Genomic DNA, 18,081 nt, shown 5'->3' on the forward strand with positions numbered 1-18,081 from the left:
GAGGCTGGCTGTTTCTTGCGTTGGCGCTGATCAATCTGATCGCCTTGGCGCGCATGACGTTCGCCTGGCGAATCTGGCAGAGTGATGACGCGATGCCAGGCGAACGTCATGCGCGCCAAGGCGATCAGATTGATCAGCGCCAACGCAAGAAACAGCCAGCCTCCGTACGGAAACAGGTTGGCAATCAACAAGGCGAAGGGCAGCGACAGGGTGAATACCGCCAAGGACCAGGGCGCGGCGGCCAGCATGGCGCGGCCCTGCTGGCGGATGGCGCCAGCCGTCGCTGCGAGGAAGCGGCGTGCTCCGGGTTTGCTCGACAAGGGGGGGCTGCGCCTTACTTGCTGCGGTAGTTGTTGGCTTCGCGCTCACCCGCCCACTTGCGCAGCGCGGCGATGAACTCGGGGCATACATTGCCGTCCACCTGGCTGTCGATGATGACGCTGTTCTGCATGCGCATCACCACGCTGCATTCGTAGACCTTCGTGCGGCCGCTGTAGTAGCCATGGTTGGTATTCTGGAACACGGGCGTGGCGGCGCTGGTCGAGGTGGCCGGGATCATGCCGACCACCTGCTGCGAGGTGCCGGTCGAGACCCATTCGGTATAGGGCGCGGTCTGGTAGTCGGACCAGACCATTTCCATGGTGTTGCCGACCCCTTGCTTCTTCGAGGGTTCGCCCAACGCCGTGATGGCGTCGGCGACCGGCCGGCCTTTCATGTTCTTGGCCACGTTCACGCTGGGCGACAGCGATAGCCCCGACGAGAAGATATTGGTCAGCGACGGCAGCGTCGAACTGCCGCCCGTGGGCATCGGCGCGCAGCCGGCCAAGGCGGTCAGGGCCAGCGACACCGGCAGGGCGCGGCCCAGCCACCAGGTCGAACGGAGTCGCGATTTATTCATGCTGAGCCCTAGCTCCCTCAAAGATCCGGCGTGCCGCAACATAATTCAGTGGCCGCAAGATTTTGTCTTTTTTTGGTTTCGTTTCGTGACGAGTCGTATCGCGGCGCCAGAACGCTGACAGAGCGGCGGATACCCGCAGGCGCCCGCAAAGTGCTGCGCCGGTAGTGGTCGATGTTACCGAAAAAATAGTGGCGCATCAGCTTTCAGCCGCTGCAAAATTGGTTACGTAATACCTGGAAACGCGGTAAAGCAAGGTCTGGAAGACAAACTGTAACGTGTTACGATCCGCGCGTTCTGCGCCCAGGGGGCGTCCTTGGCGACGAGACATCGCGGGGCGCGCCGCGCCACTACCACTGGATATTGCACACCCATGATGCTCGCGCGATTGCTCGTTCAGTTCCGTTCCACCGTGGCCGCACTGGCCGGCGCAGGCGCGCTGGCCTTGGGTCTCGTAGCCGCGCCGTCGGCGCATGCCGACACCCTTTACGGCGCAGTGGCCACCGACGAAGCGCACGCCAAGCTGTATTGGGTCATGCCCGAAACCTCCGCCAAGGAGGCGCAGGGCGCCGCGCTGGCCAAGTGCAACAAGGCTGGCGGCAAGGGCTGCAAGAGCGTCACCTCGTTCTCGGACAGCTGCGTGGCGTTCTCGCGCAATTCGCGCAACGACTTGTTCTGGGGCACCAGCGTGTCGTCAGAAGTGGCCGCGAAAAAGGCGATCCGCACCTGCACCAATGACAGCGCCGACGGCAAGTGCAAGTTGGCCGTCATGCCGCTGTGCGCGGGTCCAGGCTACAGCGAAGCCGATCTGAAGGCGCCCGACACCGCCACGCCCGCTCAGTTGGAGGCCCTGTCGGCCAAGCTGGATTCGCGCGGCTACTGGGGCTCCGTGGCCGAGAAGGACTCGGGCCAACTGACCTACGCCGACGGCTATCCGAGCGAGAAGGAAGCGGTCGAGGCCTTGCTCAAGTGGGAAGACTGCGTCGGCTGCCGCACGGTGCTCACCTACACCGATACCTGCGTCGGCATGGCCTGGGGCAAGGGCAGCGAGGGCCGCGGCACCAGCTTCACCGCGAAGAATCCCGATCCGGTGGCGGCGCGCAACGAAGCGCGCGCCACCTGCGACGCCAAAAGCGGCGGCTTGACCTGCGTGGCCTTCGTGCGCTGCTCGGGGCGGGCTTACATCAGCGGGTACAAGGGCGAGGACGAGAAGGCGAATTGAGCCAGATGCGCTGCCTACCCCTCTGCTTCCCGGCGGTTGGCGTGGCGGCGCTCAGCGTCTGACGTGTTTTCGGTTCTGCTGCGCATCTTCGTGATGTTGGCGACCGGACCAACCAGGGGCGGTCCGACATCGGCGGGGGCCGTGAACTGCTGCGCAACGATGGGCGGAACTCCCACGGCATGACGGTAGAGTTGCTGCGGTAGCAGGCCTTGGATCGTGCCCAGGTCGTTGGCCGCATCGGCGCGCGCCTGCAGCGCGGTCTGTTCGTCCCGCTGGGCCTGATTCGCCGCGATGGCGCGCTCGCGCAGGCGGGCTTGCTGGGCCTGATGCGCAAGAACTGCGTTTTTCAGGCAGTGGGCCGTGTACTGATCCCGTAGCAAATGCACGGATCTGCTCTCATGACTTGCAATCCCCGGCCGTGGGCGCGGCATTGCCGCGGCTGGCGGCTGCGCGGCTTGCGCAAACGCGAACTGCGGCGCTTGTGCGTGCGCCAAGCGATTGGTGCGGCCGGAGGGCAGGGCCGGACTTGAGGGTTCGATGATGTTGGAACGCATGGCGGCAGCGGTTAACGGCGTCGCGTCGCGCGCGACTGCGAACGGATCCACAGCAGCTGCGCCGCGGAGCCCAGCAGGAACACCCCGAGCCAGGCGGCCAGCGCGCCGCGCACCAAGGGGGACTGGGGACCGTCGGCCAGCGGATGGCCCAGCGGCAGCCGTGTCAGCGTTTCCGCGATTCCGGGGACCCACATCAAGAAAAAGCTGAACGAGTACCCAAGTTGAGACAGGTAGGGCTGTGCCCTGGGAAGCGAGGAATTCCGGGAGATCAGCAGGGCTCCCGCTGCCGAGAGCAGGGCCAGGATGCCGAGGGCATGCCCGGCATTGAAACTCCCGGAACTGGACAACCCGAACGAAGTGAGCACGGCCAATAGCAGCCCGCCCAGATAGATCCTGCCGGATCGCGTCGCGGCGTCTATCCTCCGATATCGCGCAAAACTGTACAGGCCGACGGTGGCCGGCACGAGGCTGATGAGGGTGTGGGCGGCGCCCAGGGTGGAAATGGGGTGGGGCATGGATGGCTCCTGCAAATGGTGTTGCATTAAGCGACCGACTAGTTGATCGGTTTGCGGCGTAAAAATAGCGCACTCGGGAGTGCGCCTGGGAAGTCAGGCTGGCGTGGTCAATTGGCGGATGGCCGCCCTGGAAATGGATGCGAATATTTCGGGATCGCCGCAAGCCCTGGCCGTCAGCATTGCGCCATGCACGGTCGACATGAAGGCCTGCGCTTCGACCGCGGCATCATCGCGCAGATGGAATTGACCCATGGTGCTTCCGCGTTGCAGCACCGCGGCGATCCAGCCGGCCAACTCGCGGAAATAGGCGCGCACCTCGTCCGCGATGGCTTGCGGAATCATGGGGAGTTCGGCAGCCAGCATCGCGCAGATGCACATGGGCATCGTGTCCTCGCGTATGCACTTTGCCCAATAATCCGTGTATGCCGTCAGACGCGCCTGCGGATCCTGGACATGCTGATCCAATGCTCCCAGACCTTGTTTGGCCTGCTCGCGATGCTGGGCGACCACCGTCAGCACCAGATCCGCCTTGGTCGGGAAATGGTGATGGATGCTGGGCTTGCCGATATGGACCCGTTCGGAGATATCGGCGTAGCTGAACCCGTGATAACCGCCTGCGGCAAGCAGCAACCGGGTCTGCTCGACGATCTCGGCCGCTCTGGGAGAGAGCTCCACGCTCATGGTATCTACCTTGTGTTCTGAGAATATGTAGGGCTTTACGCGGATGTGGAACTATCGCGCCGCATTCGCCTGTCAGCCAATCTACTAGTTGGTCGGTTAGCCGTCAAGCTCTGGGCAGTTCCGGAGACAAGGCAGACGAGCAAATATTCCTGTTTTTTGCGACTGAGAATAAATCTCAGTACAATCCGGCCACTTTTCAATCGACCCGCGCCGTATGAGCCGCAATCCTTTGCTGGCGTCCAACCCGACGCCCGCATCCGCCGACGACAAGAACGGGAGTTCCAGCGCCATCGCCAAAGCCTACGCGCGCTGGCGCTTGCCGCTCATGCGCGGCCTGGCCCGCTTCAAGGGCAGCATCGGCAGCGCCGAAGACGCGCTGCACGAGGGCGTCGTCAAATGGGTGGCGGCCAATCCCGCGCTGGACTCTGCTGATCAGCAGGGCGCATACCTGCGCAGGACGGTGTTGAACGGCGTGGCGGACGAGTTCCGCGAACGCAAGGCAGGTCGCCGCATGCAGACGGTGTCGCTCGATGACGCCGAAGAGGGCGTGCAGGCGCTGGCGGCGGGCGAGGCTTCATGTCCGATGCACGCGGCGGCGCATCAACAGCGCCTGCAGCGGCTGGGCGAGGCCTTGCAGGAGCTCCCCGAGCGCCAGCGCGAAGCCTTTGTGCTGAGCCGGTTCGATGGGCTGACGCAGGACGAAGTCGCTGCCCGCATGCAGATATCGCGACGCATGGTGGTCAAGCATCTGGCGCGCGCCATCGCCTACTGCGAGGTCCGGGTGCACTATGCTACGGCTGCGCAGATGCGGCAATTGCATCGGCCCGCCGACGAAGACGCCGGCTTGGACAATAACAGCAACAGCGACTCTGCCTCGTCATGACCGATACGTCTTCCTCAGCTCCGCCGGATACGCTTGCCTTGCATGAGGCGGCCGCCGAATGGCTGGTGCGCCGCCAGGACGCCAGCTGGTCGGCCGCGGATGAGCAGGAACTGCATGCCTGGCTGGCCGCCCGTCCCGCGCATCGGCAGGCGTACTCGCGGGTAGCGCGAACCTGGCAGGATTTGTCACACGCGCCCCGTCCCGCGCTGGCCTCGGACGGACAGGCCGCTGCGGGTCCAACCAGAACCTTGCCGCGACGCTCTTCGAGAAATGCACCCGGCCGCCGAGCCGGCCGGCCAGGATTCTGGGGGACGCTGCTGGGGCAACCCATGTTCTCGAAGGCGTTCGCCGCTGCCTGTGCGGTGTTGGTCCTGGGCGGCGGCTACGGCTGGTATCGCTGGGACAACACGGCCGGCTATGTGCTGAGCGTGAGCACGGCGGCGGGAGAGGTGCGTCAACTGGACCTGCCCGACGGCTCCCATGTCGCGCTGAATTTCGGCAGCACGCTGGAGGTCCGCTACTATCCGCGGCGCCGCGAGCTGGTGCTGAACCAGGGCGAAGGGTTCTTCGACGTGGCGCCGGACACGGGCCGGCCATTTACGGTCGATGCGCGCCAGAGCCGGATCACCGTGGTGGGCACGGCTTTCAATGTGCGCAACACGGCAGATGAAGTCATCGTCAAGGTGTCGCATGGCCGGGTGCGCGTGCAGCCCGACCGCGACAAGGCCAGGCCCGAGCTGTCGCTGGGCGCCGAGCAAGGCGTGACCGTGGATGCGCGAAACGCCACCTATCAGGCGGTGGCGGCAGTGCCGGACGGCGTGGGCGGATGGCGCAATGGCCGTCTGGTGTACCGGCGTACGCCGCTGGGCGAGGTAGCCCAGGAGGTCGCGCAATACCTGGGCAAACCGGTGGCGTTGGCCAGCCCGGGCCTGAAGTCCTTGCCGGTCTCGGGTTTCGCCGCGACCAATGCGCCCGCCGCATTCCTGGAAGCCTTGCCGGACCTGCTGCCCGTGCAGGTCAAGCGTACGCCCGGCGGCGGCTATCTCATCCAGGACCGCTGAGCGTCCGGAAATCTAGCTGAAAATTATTTTTGTTTGCATGCGGTGCGCGGGTTCCCAATCCCGTCCCGGAATCCGTTTACTCCCGCAAGGCCGGTAGCGGCCAACAACGATGGGAGTGGGAATGGGACGGGGATTGTTGAAGGACGCGCTTGCTGGCGGCGCGTTGACCGCGGGCATGCAGCTCAGGGCCATGCCGGTGATGGTGGCGTGCGCGCTTGCCTTTCTGGCGTCGCCCGCCGCAGTGCAGGCGCAGCAGGCGCAGGTGGATTTCAGCATTCCGGCGCAGCCGCTGGAACATGCCTTGAGACTGTTTTCGGAGCAATCCCGGCATCAGGTGCTGTTCGATGAGGCGGTGGTGGCGGACAAGCACGCGCCAGCGGTCAATGGCCGCTATGCGCCGCGCGAAGCGCTGGATCAATTGCTGTCCGGCACGAACGTGCGCGTCAACAGCGCCCGGCCGAACGTATACACCTTGACGGTGGTCGGGCAATCTTCGTCCGACGCGGTGACGCTGCAATCGGTGACGGTTACCGGCAGCGGCATGGGCGGCCCAACGACCGAAGGAACCGGCTCATACACCAGCGATGCCATCACGATCAGCAAGATGACGCAGTCGGTCAGGGAAACACCGCAGTCGGTCAGCGTGCTTACGCGCCAGTTGCTCACCGATAAAAACCTGACCACACTGGACGAGGCGCTGGCGCAGACGACAGGCGTAACGAAGTCCGCAAGAAACTTTGGCAACCACAAGTTCTCGATACGCGGGTTCACGGTGGACGACAGCAACTACCTGGTCGACGGCGTGGCTGGCGTGGTCTACGCCCCGGTGGGCTGGCTGCCCATCGACACCGCCGTCTTCGACCGGGTGGAAGTGCTGCGCGGCGCGGCGGGCTTGATGCTGGGCTCGGCGGATCCCAGCGGCGCGATCAACATGGTGCGCAAGCGTCCGCGCAGCGAAGGCCATTTCGAGGGATTCACGACGGTGGGTTCCTGGGATAACTACCGCATGGAACTCGACGGCGGCGGCCCGCTCAACGAGTCCGGCACGGTACGCGGCCGGCTGGTCACCGCGTACCAGGACCGCCATTACTTCTACGACGGCGCCAAGTCGAAATCGCCCCTGGTCTACGGCGTTATCGACGCCGATCTCGGGAGCGACACCACGCTGACGTTCGGCGCGCGCCACCAAGCCACCGACACGGACGGCTACTGGATTTTCGGCTTGCCGCGCTATACCGACGGCAGCGCGCTGGACGTTTCGCGCTCGACCTCGTTGCTCCAGGACTGGAACCGGCAGAAGGGCGAGGTGAACGAAGTGTTCGCTGAAACCGAGCACCGGTTCAACAAGGACTGGAAGGCGCGCCTGTCGCTCAACCATACCGAGGTCGACCTGGATCAGCGCGTGGCCATTCCGAGGGGTGGCGTGGATCGGGCGACCGGCGTGGGTTCGAGCTTCTACACCATCTATTTCAACAATGCGCACGTGAAGAGCGACGGCATCGACCTGAATACCACGGGCAGTTTCCAGGCGCTGGGCGGCACGCACCAGGTCCTGCTCGGCGCAAGCTGGTCGCGCCAGCGCGTCAACCAGCAATGGGCGTATCTGGACAACGACACGCCCATCAACGTGTATGACCCTGACCATTCCTCCATCCCGAAACCGGCGCGTCCGGCCTGGGACGGCGGGGAAACGTCGCGGCTGGAGCAGACCAGCCTGTACGGCAGCATGCGGCTGCAACTGGCGGACCCGCTGCACTTGTTGCTGGGCGGCAAGTTCAGCTGGTTGAAATACCGGTCCAATGATGGGCTGACAGGCGAAAAAACTCGGGACTATGAGCAGAAACATGAGTTCACGCCCTATGCCGGACTGGTCTACGACCTGGACCAGCAATGGTCCGTCTACACCAGCTATGCGGACACCTACCAGCCGCAGAGCAGCTACGTAACGTCTTCGGGCAAGCCGCTGGACCCGACCATCGGCGCCAACTACGAGGCAGGGGTGAAGGGTGAACTCTACGACGGACGCCTGAACGTTTCCGCGGCGGTGTTCGCCGTGAAGAAGTCCGGCATCGCGGTGGAAGACATGGCGGCCACCGGAAGCTGCCCGGGGACGCAGGGCAACCCCGTTTGCTATCGCAACGGCGGCACCCTGCGCAGCAAGGGCTTCGAACTGGAAGCGAGCGGCGCGCTCGCGCCGGGCTGGCAGGTGATGGCAGGCTATACCTATCTCACCAGCCGCGACGACGAGGGCGAGACGATCAGCGCGGAGACCCCGCGCCATCTGTTCCGCCTGTCTACCACGTACCAACTGCCGGGCCGCTGGAATGCCTTCAGCATCGGCGGCGGCGTGTCGGCGCAAAGCGGCTACTCGTACAAGGCCTACGACGACGAGTCGGTGCGGATGGGCGCGCCCGGCCGCGCGGTATGGGATCTGCGTGCGGGCTATCGCATCAACAAGCACTGGTCTGCCAGCCTGAACGTGGCGAACGCGTTCGACAAGGACTATTACGGCATGGTCAGCCAGATCCGTCGCGGCAACCATTATGGCGAACCTCGCAACGTGATGCTGACCTTGCGGGGGACGCTGTGACCGGCCATGCGCCTGACGGTCCTTGCGGCCGCCTGCGGACGCAGTCGTGAAGGGGGGATTCCGCCAGAGCATGTCCTGGCTGCACACTTGGTGCGGCCTGACCTGTGGCTGGCTGTTGTGCGCGATCTTCCTGACCGGCACGCTCAGCGTGTTCCGGGAGCCCATCACGCGCTGGATGGAAGCGGGGCCGCCGCCGGCTTCCGCCGCCGAGGCAGCCGACGCGCGACAGTGGCTGGCGCGCGCTACGCAGGAGTTGTCGTCCCGGGCAGCGGCGGCTTCCGTCTGGGATATCTCTTTGCCGGCCCAACCAGGCTGGCCCGTGCAGCTGTCCTGGCGCACGGGGGATGGCGTTCGTCATGAGGTCTGGCTGGACTCCCGCACGGGCGCGGTGCAGCCTGCGCCCCAGATACGCGAGACGGAGGGCGGCCGGCATTTCATGTCCTTCCACTACACCTTGCACGGCGGCCTGCCGGGCTACTGGCTGGTGGGCTGGATATCCATGTGCATGCTGGTCGCGCTGGTCTCCGGCGTGGTGGTGCACAAGCGTATCTTCAAGGATTTTTTCACCTTCCGTCTCGGCAAAGGATTACGCAGCTGGCTGGACGCACACAACGCCACGGCGGTGCTGACGCTGCCGTTCCTGTTCATGATCGGCTACACCGGGCTGGCGTTCTTCTACACCAGCTACATGCCATGGCCGCTGCACGCGGCGTATGGCGGGGATGCGGGCGCCTATCGCCGCTATCAGGCCGAGCTTGCGCCCACGCAGCCGGCGCTTCGCGTCGCGGGGCAGGGCGTTGGCGCAGTCCCCGATCTCTACCTCTTGCTGTCGCGAGCGCGCGAGCTGACGGGACAGGATGCGGCGCGGATCACCATCGATCGTCCGGGCGACGCGCGCAGCGTCGTCCTGGTGTCCGGCCGCAAGCCCCTGGCGGGCGGGGCGCCGCGCCTGCTCACCGAGAGCAGCCGGGTCGCATTCGATGCGGAAAGCGGCGCGGTCTTGCAGTATGTACCCGCCCATCACGAGGAGCTGGCAGCGAAGCAGGTCCATGAGACGATCGAAGCCCTGCACAAGGCGGACTTCGGCGGATGGACCATCAAGTGGCTGTATTTCTTCAGCGGCCTGATGGGCACCGCCATGATCGCCATCGGCACGCTGCTGTTTTCCATCAAGCGGCGCAAGAAGAGCGAGCACGAGTTCGGCGCGGCGACGGCGCGGGTCTACCGCTGCGTCGAGGCCTTGAACGTCGCGGCGCTTGCGGGCATTGCCTTGGCTAGCATTGCCTACTTTTACGGCAACCGGCTGATCCCGGCCGCCTGGCCAGAACGCAGCGCCTGGGAGATCCGCGTCTTCTTCGCCGTGTGGGCCGTCACCTTGGCTCACGCCTTGTGGCGTACGCCGCGCCGCGCCTGGATCGAGCAACTGGCTGCGGCGGCCGTGCTCTGCCTGGCGCTGCCGGTATTGAACTGGGCTACGACGGGCCGCCATCTGTGGGCCTATGCCGCGAGCGGGGAGAGGCTGCAGGCGGCAGTGGAACTCACCGCGCTCGCATCTGGCCTGCTGCTGGCATACATGGCCGGCGCGCTGCAGCGGCGCTGGAGCGTTGCACCGGCGGTTGCTGCTCAGCCGTCGCGCAAGGCCACCGCCGCCAGCGACGGCGCCACAGCTCGATGGGGGATCGTCAGCCGCGTGATAGCGGCCGCCGTGGGTGGCTATCTGCTGTCCGCCCTGGCGATGTCGGCGCTGGCGCTGGCCTTTCCGGCCTTGGCTGGCGCATCGCCGGCAATCGGCGTGCTGGCCGGATCGCTGCTGAGCTTCGTTGTGTACACCGCGATTGCGGTGGGCACGTTCGGCGCCCGCAGCGCGGGCCGGGCGTGGGCGTGGCTGGCGATGGCGGGCGTGGCGTCCGGCGCGCTGCTGCTGTGGATGCGGGCCTAGGCGGACGTGGCTGTCCGCAGAATCATGCGAAAAATATAGCCAATTGTTGCGCAATAAACGCAAATTTGATCTTTTCATTTCGCCTGAACGTTTATTTTTAATAATCCTATGATTTTCGGGGGAACCCGGACTCTTGAGAATGAAGCCTCTTCTTCATTCTCTCCTTGTCCGGGTCGCAGGCTTATTGATCGTTAGGCAATGCGCTATCGCGAGTGATTTGCGGTGTTCATCGGCGGACCTTGGCAAGGGGCAAGGAATCCACCATGAACCAGCATCTCACCCCCATCATGATCGGCATACTGGCCGCCACGCTTCCCGCGTATCCCGTCGCCGGTTTCGCGGCGGAACTCGGCCAGGTGGACGTCTCGGATCCCGCGGGCGGGACGCAGATCACGCTGGAGTCCGGGGCCACCGTTACCCACGCTGGCGCCGGGGCCGCCGTCAACGTTTCCGGCGCGGGCAACAAGGTGACCGGAGACGGCATCCGCATCAGCGCGGGCGGGGCGGGCGGCCAGAACACCCCGGGTGTCAAAGTCAGCCAGGGCGGAGCAGCGGAGCTGTCCAACGGCAGCGTGAAGACCGTGGGCACCGGGCAGTATGCGCATGCCCTGCATGCGACGGGCGCGGGCAGCACGATATCGGCCGCCAATACCGAAATCAGCACCGCGGGCTCTTATTCCCACGGGGCCTATGCTCAGTCGGGCGGAAAAGTCGCCCTGAAGGGCGGCAGCGTCACCTTGACGAACTACGGCAGCACCGGGCTGCGCTCGGAAGGCGCGAACTCCCTCGTCACCGCGGAATTCCTCGACATCACCACTGCCGCCAACAACAACGCCGCGGTGTATGTGGATAACGGCGGCCGGGTCGAACTGACCGGCGTCAATGCCAATGTCCAGGGCAATACGATCGACGCGATGACGGTGAGCGGCGCGGCGTCGACCCTGTCGCTCAAGGACACGCACGTTATATCGGTCTCCGGCCGGGGCATCGAAGCGGAAAGCGGGACGCTGGTGATGGAGGGCGGCTCGGTAACCGCCGCCGGCGACGCAATCATGGCGAACAGCATCTACGGCGTCAAAGGCGGTTCGGTGACGGTCAGCGATGCGACGCTGTCGAGCTCCAACGGCTACGGCATCAACCTCAACGCCGATGGCGCCTCGGCCAAATTGCGCAACGTCTCCATATCCGCCACGCGTTCTTGGGGGGCAGGCATCTGGCTCATCGGCGTCGACAGTCAACTCGATGCCGTCGACCTGCATATCGATTCCCAGTCGCTCGGCATAGACAACCGGCGAGGCCGCGCGACTTTGCAGGGCGGCTCCATCATCACGCGCGGCAACAACGCCTACGGACTGTATGCCTCGCGCGAAGGGGGAACCAAGGCAACGATAGAGACCTTCGGCACCAGCATCCAGACCCAGGGAGTGGGTTCGGTGGGAGCCCTTGCGCGGGTGTCCGGCGCCAGCATTGCGCTGACGGACTCCACCGTGGACACGTACGGCGTGAATGCGCACGGTCTCTTTTCCAGCGGGACCAGTTCGAAGATCTCCGCGACCGGCTCGATCGTGCGCACCCGCGGCGCCGACGCCACGGGCGTGGCCATGAGCAATCGCACCCTCGTGATGCTCGACAACACGCGGCTGAGCACCGAGGGGGCGGATGCATACGGGATCTGGAGCTACGTGACCGGCGCTGACATCACCAATACGCTGTTCCTCTCGAATGGAAGTCGCGTCGACACGCAGGACGCCGCCGCGTTGCTGGTCACCGGGGGCAACCATGATTTCACGCTGCGCGATGCACAAGTCACGGCCCGCAAGGGCGGCGTCGAAAACGGCGGCCTGCTTCTGCACACCCGGGCGGTCAACGTCACCAGCGGCGGCACCACCACGACCATCGAGGCGGGGCAGGTCAAGCTGGACGCAACGGGCTCGACCCTGACGGGCGACGTCCTGGCCGACAGCGGCGTGGTGGATATTTCGCTCAAGAATGCCAGCGTATTGACGGGCGCGCTCATCTCCCGCGACGGCCGCATCGATCGTCTGGGCGTGGACGCCACCAGTACCTGGAACGTGCGCGGCGACTCTTCTTTCGGCACCCTGAGCAACTCGGGCATCGTGAGCTTCGTTGCGCCCGACGCTCACGCGGGCTTCAAGACGGTCACCGTCAATGACTACGTGGGCGGCGGCACGCTGGTCATGAATACCAGGCTGGGCGATGACGCTTCCCTGACCGACAAGCTGGTGATTGACGGCGGCTCCACCTCCGGCACCACGGCCATGCGCATTGTGAATGCGGGCGGCGCGGGCGGGCAGACCACGCAAGGCATCCGCCTGGTGGAAACGATCAACGGCGGCACCACCACGGCGGACGCGTTTCGCCTGGACGCGGGATCCACGGGCTACCGGGGCAGCGCGGGAACCATCGCGATCAATGGCTACGACTACAGCCTGGTGCGCGGCGGCACCAATGGCGTGGCGTCCGATTGGTATCTGACCTCCATCTATACGCCAGGAGGCGAGGTCGACCCGGAAACGCCGGAGCCGCCGGTCACGGAGCCGGGCGGGCCGGGTGAGCCCGGCGGGCCGTTGACGCCGCCGGAGATCACCCCGCCCGGGGGCGAAGACTTCGTGAACGTCTCGCCGGAAAGTGGCGCTTACCTGGGCAACCAGTTGGCGGCGACCCGGATGTTCATGCACAGCCTGCATGACCGTGCTGTAACCCGGATCCCTTCGGGCGACGCGGCGGATAAATCCGGCGATGCGCTCTGGGCGCGCGTCAAGGGCAGCCATGACAGCGGCCTGCGCCTGACGCAGGGCAAGGTCGACGTCGACACGGACAGCTACGTCATGCAGTTGGGCGGCGACGTGCTGCACGCCCGCGCGGGGCAGGAGGGCGTGGTGCTTGCCGGCGTGATGGCGGGCTATGGCGATGCGCGGGCGAATTCCACCTCGCGCCTCATGCTGCCGGGCTCGAATGCGTCCGTGAACGCGCGAGCGCGAGGCAAGGTCACGGGCTATTCCGTCGGCGTGTATGCCACGGCGTACGCCAACGACGCCACGCGCCTGGGCGCCTATGCGGATTCCTCGCTGCAGTATGCCCGTTACTCGAACCAGATCAGCAGCGAACTGGGATCGGCGCGCTACCACGCCAACGCGTGGATGGCCTCGGTCGAAACCGGCTATGCCGTGCAGCCGTTCGCGCCCGGCTCGGCCCTGGCTGCCATGGTGGTCGAGCCGCAGGTTCAAGTGGCCTATGTACGGTACGACGCCGCAGACGCCACGCTGCCAGGCATGAAACTGGAGAGCGGCAGCGCGAACTCGGTGACGACGCGGGTCGGCGCGCGCGTCTATCCCTTGGGAAAATCCGAGGCCAGCGCCACGGTGCGTCCGTTCCTGGAGGCCAATTGGCTGCACACCACGGGGACCCCGAGGGTCGAGATCGGCGACGGCCGCTTCAGCGCCAAACCGCTGCGGGACGCGGCCGAACTGAAGGTGGGCGCCGAGGGCAGGATCGGCAAGTCCCTGTATCTGGCGGGCCAGGTGTCCGGCGTGGCCGGTAGCGGAGACCAACGCGGGTTTGGCGGGATGCTGAACCTGACTTACCGCTGGTAAGGGCAGGCCTGCGCCAGGAAAAGCCCGGTTGCGCATCCCGCGCAGCCGGGCTTTTCACCTGGGCGGGGGGAAGAGCGCTCAGGCGAATCCTTGCTCGTCGGCGTAGCGGAGCAGTTCGGCGTTGCTGTCGATGTTGAGCTTGCGCATGGCCGACTGCTTTTGCGTGCCGATAGTGGCGACGGACCGGTTCAGCCGGCGCGCGATTTCCGTCACCGACAACCCCAGCGCGAACAGGCGCACCACTTCGAGTTCTTTCGGCGACAGGTTCTTCGTGCGGCCGGCGCCTGCCATCGTCACATCGTTCTGGCCGAGCCGCTTGTCGATGCCGGCCGACAGGATCGTCTCTTTTTGGGTCATGGCGCGTAGGCACACCGCCACCAGCTTGTCGATGGGTTCGTCCTTGCCGACGATGCCCGCCACGCCCAGTTGCCGCAATTGGCTGAGGATGCCGCTATTGGTCAGCATGGTGAACACCACGATCGGAATCAGCGGGAACTGGCGTTGCAGGCGTTCGATAAGGCGCAGGCCGTCCTCGTTCGCAGTTTCGGACTGCATCGTGAAGTCGGTCACGATCAAGTGGCAGGGATGGCTTTGGATCGCCGCGACAAGCTCCAATCCGGAGCGGGCGGTCGCCACGACGCTGAAACCGGGAACGCCATTGAGAGCGTCGGCGACGGCAAGCGAAATGATCGGATGATCATCGGCGACGATGATGCGTACATCCTGTCCTGCTGGAGGCTTGCTCATGAATGGGCTATCGAAGGCGCGGCGTTCCGAAGCGATCTGGGTTTCCGAGTGCGGCCAGTTTAATCCAAGTTCTTGCCGGGACATGCGACCGTATTCAGATTTCCGCCAGCATGCGCCGCAACGCCCCGGCCAGGGCTTCGGCTTCGCCGAGAGTCACCGCGTTCAGCCCTTCGTTGTGCAGCGCCGCTTCCAGGGCTTCCAGCCTGCGGGTCAGGGCGACCATCTGTACGACGCCGAGCGCGCCCCGGATGCGGTGCAGAGTCTTCTGCAGCAGGTGCAGATCCGCGGCCGCAAGCGTCTGTTCCAGCTCCTGCAGATCGGCCTGCATCGTGCTGATGAACAGGGCGCGGAACTTGACGGAGGCCTTGGGCAAGGTCCCAGCAGCCGGCGTGGATGGCGGCCGGGCCATGGCCGTGGCGATGCCCGAGGCGCCAGCGTGGCGGCCTTGCAGATGGCGGCGCAGCGTGCGCAATTCGATGGGCTTGACGAGCCATGATGTCATCCCCGCCGCCAGGCAGCGCTCTTCCTCTTCGCGCATGGCGTTCGCCGTCACGCCGATGATGGGCACCTTGGCGCCCTGGGCGCGCAGTTCGCGCGCCAGTTCGTAGCCGTTCATGCGGGGCATGTTGACGTCGGTCAGCAGCACGTCGTAGGTTCCCAGCCCCCAAAGCGTCAGCGCTTCGGCGCCATTGGGGGCCACCGTCACGGTGCAGCCCAACTGCTGCAGCTGGTTCTGCAGCGTCGCCTGATTGATCGGGTTGTCCTCTGCGACCAGGACCCGCAGCTCCAACGGGGCGAAGAAGCTGGCTTCGGCCGCGCCGGACAGCGGCGCCCGGTCACCCCGCAAGACGCCCAGAATGCCGGCGGCGATCTGGTCCACGCCGGGTATGACCCGGATGGTGCGGGCGGAGGGCGCCTTGGCGCTGGCGGCGGCCAGCACGTGGTGGCCAGCCCAGTCCAGGGCATCAAGGTCGGGACCGCTGAACAGCACATCCAGCAGAACCTCGTCGGGCGCGCCCAAGGGCAGAGGGGCCGGCGCGGGGGAAGCCTGCGCGCCCCAGCGGTTCAGCCACAGGCAAACATTGTCGGTCAGTTCCCGATTGGGGCTGCGTACCAGCACGCGCGCGCCGCTCAGATCGGGCGCATTGAGCGGCTGGCCGGGCACGGTCCGCAGCGGCAATTCCAGGGAAAAGCTGCTGCCCAACCCCAATTCGCTGGTCACCCGTATCTCGCTGCCCATCAGCTTGGCCAGGCGTGCGCAGATCGGCAGGCCGATTCCCGTGCCCCGCACCGTATGCGAAGCGCCATCGATCTGGTAGAAGGGCACGAAAAGCTGGGTCTGCTCCTCTTTGCCGATGCCGATGCCCGTGTCGACGACCTGGAGCAGGAGATCGGTCTTGTCGGCCGCCGCGCGCGCAACCTTCAAGCGCGCGATGACATGCCCCGACTCGCTGAATTTGATGGCGTTGCTCAGCAGATTGCCCAGTATCTGCTGGATCCGACCCGCGTCGCCGGTCACCCAGGCAGGCACGTCGATGTCCACGCAACAGAACAGCAGCAGCCCTTTTTGCTCCGCCATCGCCGCATAGGCGCTGGTGCAGCTCTGCACCAATTCGCGCGGGTTGAACTCCGTGGACTCCAGCAGGAGCTGGCCGGCTTCGATCTTGGTGATGTCCAGGATGTCGCTGATGAGCTGCAGCAGGATCGCCGACGAGCTTTGCATGCGTTCCAGATGCTGGCGCTGTTCGCTGTCCAGCCGGGTCAGCCCCATCAGTTCCAGCGTTCCCAGCACCCCGTAGAGCGGCGTGCGGATTTCGTGGCTCATGGTCGCCAGGAAGGTGGACTTGGCTTCGCTGGCCTTGTCCGCTTCCCGTTTGGCCTGGGCAAGCGCGCGTTCGATCGCCGCCCTTGCGCTGATGTCGGAAAAGGCGCAAAGCACCACATCCCGGTTGTTGTAGCGTGTCGGCGCGTAGGCGACATACAGGGGGCGGCCGTCGGCGGCGTGGAAACTCGCGACCGTGCCCGGCCCCGTCGCCGCCAGCACCTGGCGCAGCAGCAGATTGGCCTCCGGCGTGTTTTCCAGCGGCCGGCCGGCTTCGACTCCCAGCCATTGCAGCGCCAGGCCGTTACCGAAGACGATGTCGCCGGACGGACGCGCCAGCAGGCAGAGCGCCACCGGCGCGGTCTCGATCAGCGTACGGCTGAATTCTTCTCTTTCGACGATCTTGTGCTGGGCATTCTGCGCGGGCGCGAGCACGCTGCGGTTGAACCAGCGCACGAAGGCAATGCCACCGCCCAGGCTCAAGAGCAGGAGCAGGGCGGCGGTGAGCGGCAGCCAGAGGTTGTCCTGGAAAAAAACGGGGTAATCGACCCGGTACACGCCGGTCCAGATGCCGGTCGAGTCAGTCACGCGCAGCACCAGGCCGTCGGCCGTATAGTGCAGCCCGTTCTCGTTGACCTCCGGGCGGTTTCCGTCGCCCAGCAACACGCCGGCTTCGCGGTGCGACAGCCAGAATCCGCCATACAGCGGCCGGCTCATCGTTTTTTCGAAGATGCTGATGCGGTGGTGGCTGAACAGCGTGGCGGCATAGATGGCGGGCGTAGTCCCCGGCCTGCCGCTCCATGCCGATTGCGGCACGTTGGCGTAGATCATTCCCAACATGCTGCCTGGCAATTCCGGCGTGCGGAACCAATGAACTCGGCCGGCGCTGGCCAGCCCTGGCTGGCCGGGCAGGTCCTGATCGATCAAGCGCTGCTGGACGGCATCCAGTTGGCGCAATTCCGTGCGTATGGCGTCCGTGGCCGCCAGGAAGTGCCGCGGGGTCAGCATCTCGTAGCCGGACGGCGCGTCGACGGCCGGGACGCTGAGGCTGATGCTGTCGTTCTGGTTGACCAGGAAGCTGGTGGACGCGGGGTAATAGGACGATGCCCAGTAGGTCGAATAAAAATCCGCCAGATAGACACCCAGGCCTGCCAGGCGGCGGCCGGACGTGGGACAGTCTGCCGCGTCTTCGCACGCCAGGGAGAACGCCATTTCCGCGCTGCTGTTCTGCCCATCGAGAAGCTGCATGCCGAAGCGTTCGCGCACGCTCTTCGCGTGCAGGGAAATCGTGGCCGAGGCGTTTTCGGTGGGCAGCGAGGCGCCATTCGAGCGCAGCTTGTTCAGGAACTGCTCCTGGGCGTGGACATAGCCGACGAGAATGGTGAAATCCAGGTTCAGGCGTTCGCGCTCTTGCTCGATGATGCGCTGCAGGCCCCAGAAAAGCGCGCTGCCCAGGACCAGCGCCAGCGGCAGTATGCCGAACAAGGCCAGGTTCAACCAGCGCGACGTGCGCGTAATCCTGCCGAATGGCGTGTCCTGCAAGGGCATGAACGTTTTC

At 65.4% G+C, this 18,081-nt stretch carries 12 protein-coding genes and 2 pseudogenes; 7 read left to right on the forward strand and 7 right to left on the reverse strand.

Annotation, left to right across the window (positions count from 1 at the left end; all coding sequences use genetic code 11):
- Positions 1 to 248: pseudogene (locus VIR09_RS22450) on the reverse strand (hypothetical protein); the annotation flags it as partial.
- An 86-nt stretch (positions 249 to 334) separates the two neighbouring features.
- The gene (locus VIR09_RS22455; RefSeq protein WP_332014852.1) at positions 335 to 898 is read right to left on the reverse strand and encodes a hypothetical protein; all 564 of its coding nucleotides are present in this window, start codon (positions 896 to 898) and stop codon (positions 335 to 337) included.
- Positions 899 to 1,268: 370 nt separating this feature from the next.
- Here VIR09_RS22455 and VIR09_RS22460 point away from each other — a divergent pair, with 370 nt between their 5' ends.
- Positions 1,269 to 2,117: a DUF4189 domain-containing protein gene (locus tag VIR09_RS22460; protein ID WP_332014853.1), complete on the forward strand. Its 849-nt coding sequence runs from the start codon at positions 1,269 to 1,271 to the stop codon at positions 2,115 to 2,117.
- 14 nt (positions 2,118 to 2,131) lie between these two features.
- Here VIR09_RS22460 and VIR09_RS22465 read toward each other — a convergent pair whose 3' ends face one another.
- From VIR09_RS22465 to VIR09_RS22475, 3 genes are all read right to left on the reverse strand, one after another.
- Complete coding sequence (locus VIR09_RS22465; protein ID WP_332014854.1) at positions 2,132 to 2,722, reverse strand: hypothetical protein; 591 nt, start codon at positions 2,720 to 2,722, stop codon at positions 2,132 to 2,134.
- Positions 2,683 to 3,186: a hypothetical protein gene (locus tag VIR09_RS22470; protein WP_332014855.1), complete on the reverse strand. Its 504-nt coding sequence runs from the start codon at positions 3,184 to 3,186 to the stop codon at positions 2,683 to 2,685. Before VIR09_RS22470 ends, VIR09_RS22465 begins: the two co-directional genes overlap by 40 nt.
- Positions 3,187 to 3,279: 93 nt before the next feature.
- A complete protein-coding gene (locus tag VIR09_RS22475) occupies positions 3,280 to 3,867 on the reverse strand; it encodes a TetR/AcrR family transcriptional regulator (protein WP_332014856.1) in 588 nt (195 codons plus the stop codon).
- A 214-nt stretch (positions 3,868 to 4,081) separates the two neighbouring features.
- Here VIR09_RS22475 and VIR09_RS22480 point away from each other — a divergent pair, with 214 nt between their 5' ends.
- The 6 genes and pseudogenes from VIR09_RS22480 (at position 4,082) to VIR09_RS22505 (ending at position 13,954) form a co-directional block, all read left to right on the forward strand.
- Positions 4,082 to 4,750, forward strand: coding sequence for an RNA polymerase sigma factor (locus tag VIR09_RS22480; protein WP_332014857.1), 669 nt, complete (start codon positions 4,082 to 4,084; stop codon positions 4,748 to 4,750).
- Positions 4,747 to 4,908: pseudogene (locus VIR09_RS22485) on the forward strand (FecR/PupR family sigma factor regulator); the annotation flags it as partial. The gene VIR09_RS22480 and the pseudogene VIR09_RS22485, both read left to right, overlap by 4 nt.
- Positions 4,909 to 5,079: 171 nt before the next feature.
- Positions 5,080 to 5,811, forward strand: coding sequence for a FecR family protein (locus VIR09_RS22490; protein WP_332014871.1), 732 nt, complete (start codon positions 5,080 to 5,082; stop codon positions 5,809 to 5,811).
- Positions 5,812 to 5,932: 121 nt separating this feature from the next.
- Positions 5,933 to 8,401, forward strand: coding sequence for a TonB-dependent siderophore receptor (locus tag VIR09_RS22495; protein WP_332014858.1), 2,469 nt, complete (start codon positions 5,933 to 5,935; stop codon positions 8,399 to 8,401).
- 70 nt (positions 8,402 to 8,471) lie between these two features.
- On the forward strand, positions 8,472 to 10,340 hold the full coding sequence (locus VIR09_RS22500; protein ID WP_332014859.1) for a PepSY-associated TM helix domain-containing protein: 1,869 nt from the start codon (positions 8,472 to 8,474) through the stop codon (positions 10,338 to 10,340).
- A gap of 263 nt (positions 10,341 to 10,603) precedes the next feature.
- Positions 10,604 to 13,954 (forward strand): autotransporter outer membrane beta-barrel domain-containing protein, encoded by a 3,351-nt coding sequence (locus VIR09_RS22505; RefSeq protein ID WP_332014860.1) that lies wholly within the window; start codon positions 10,604 to 10,606, stop codon positions 13,952 to 13,954.
- Positions 13,955 to 14,032: 78 nt separating this feature from the next.
- Here VIR09_RS22505 and VIR09_RS22510 read toward each other — a convergent pair whose 3' ends face one another.
- On the reverse strand, positions 14,033 to 14,701 hold the full coding sequence (locus VIR09_RS22510) for a response regulator transcription factor (protein ID WP_332014861.1): 669 nt from the start codon (positions 14,699 to 14,701) through the stop codon (positions 14,033 to 14,035).
- Between the two features lie 94 nt (positions 14,702 to 14,795).
- Positions 14,796 to 18,071: a hybrid sensor histidine kinase/response regulator gene (locus tag VIR09_RS22515; protein ID WP_332014862.1), complete on the reverse strand. Its 3,276-nt coding sequence runs from the start codon at positions 18,069 to 18,071 to the stop codon at positions 14,796 to 14,798.
- Positions 18,072 to 18,081 lie beyond the last annotated feature (10 nt).

This window comes from Achromobacter sp., from assembly GCF_036567245.1.
In the GTDB taxonomy this organism is placed as follows: Bacteria; Pseudomonadota; Gammaproteobacteria; order Burkholderiales; family Burkholderiaceae_B; genus Achromobacter.

Coding starts and splice junctions, on each gene's coding strand:
- VIR09_RS22455 (WP_332014852.1), bottom strand. CDS start 898: ATGAATAAATCGCGACTCCGTTCGACCTGGTGGCTGGGCCGCGCCCTG.
- VIR09_RS22460 (WP_332014853.1), top strand. CDS start 1,269: ATGATGCTCGCGCGATTGCTCGTTCAGTTCCGTTCCACCGTGGCCGCA.
- VIR09_RS22470 (WP_332014855.1), bottom strand. CDS start 3,186: ATGCCCCACCCCATTTCCACCCTGGGCGCCGCCCACACCCTCATCAGC.
- VIR09_RS22475 (WP_332014856.1), bottom strand. CDS start 3,867: ATGAGCGTGGAGCTCTCTCCCAGAGCGGCCGAGATCGTCGAGCAGACC.
- VIR09_RS22480 (WP_332014857.1), top strand. CDS start 4,082: ATGAGCCGCAATCCTTTGCTGGCGTCCAACCCGACGCCCGCATCCGCC.
- VIR09_RS22490 (WP_332014871.1), top strand. CDS start 5,080: ATGTTCTCGAAGGCGTTCGCCGCTGCCTGTGCGGTGTTGGTCCTGGGC.
- VIR09_RS22495 (WP_332014858.1), top strand. CDS start 5,933: ATGGGACGGGGATTGTTGAAGGACGCGCTTGCTGGCGGCGCGTTGACC.
- VIR09_RS22500 (WP_332014859.1), top strand. CDS start 8,472: ATGTCCTGGCTGCACACTTGGTGCGGCCTGACCTGTGGCTGGCTGTTG.
- VIR09_RS22505 (WP_332014860.1), top strand. CDS start 10,604: ATGAACCAGCATCTCACCCCCATCATGATCGGCATACTGGCCGCCACG.
- VIR09_RS22510 (WP_332014861.1), bottom strand. CDS start 14,701: ATGAGCAAGCCTCCAGCAGGACAGGATGTACGCATCATCGTCGCCGAT.
- VIR09_RS22515 (WP_332014862.1), bottom strand. CDS start 18,071: ATGCCCTTGCAGGACACGCCATTCGGCAGGATTACGCGCACGTCGCGC.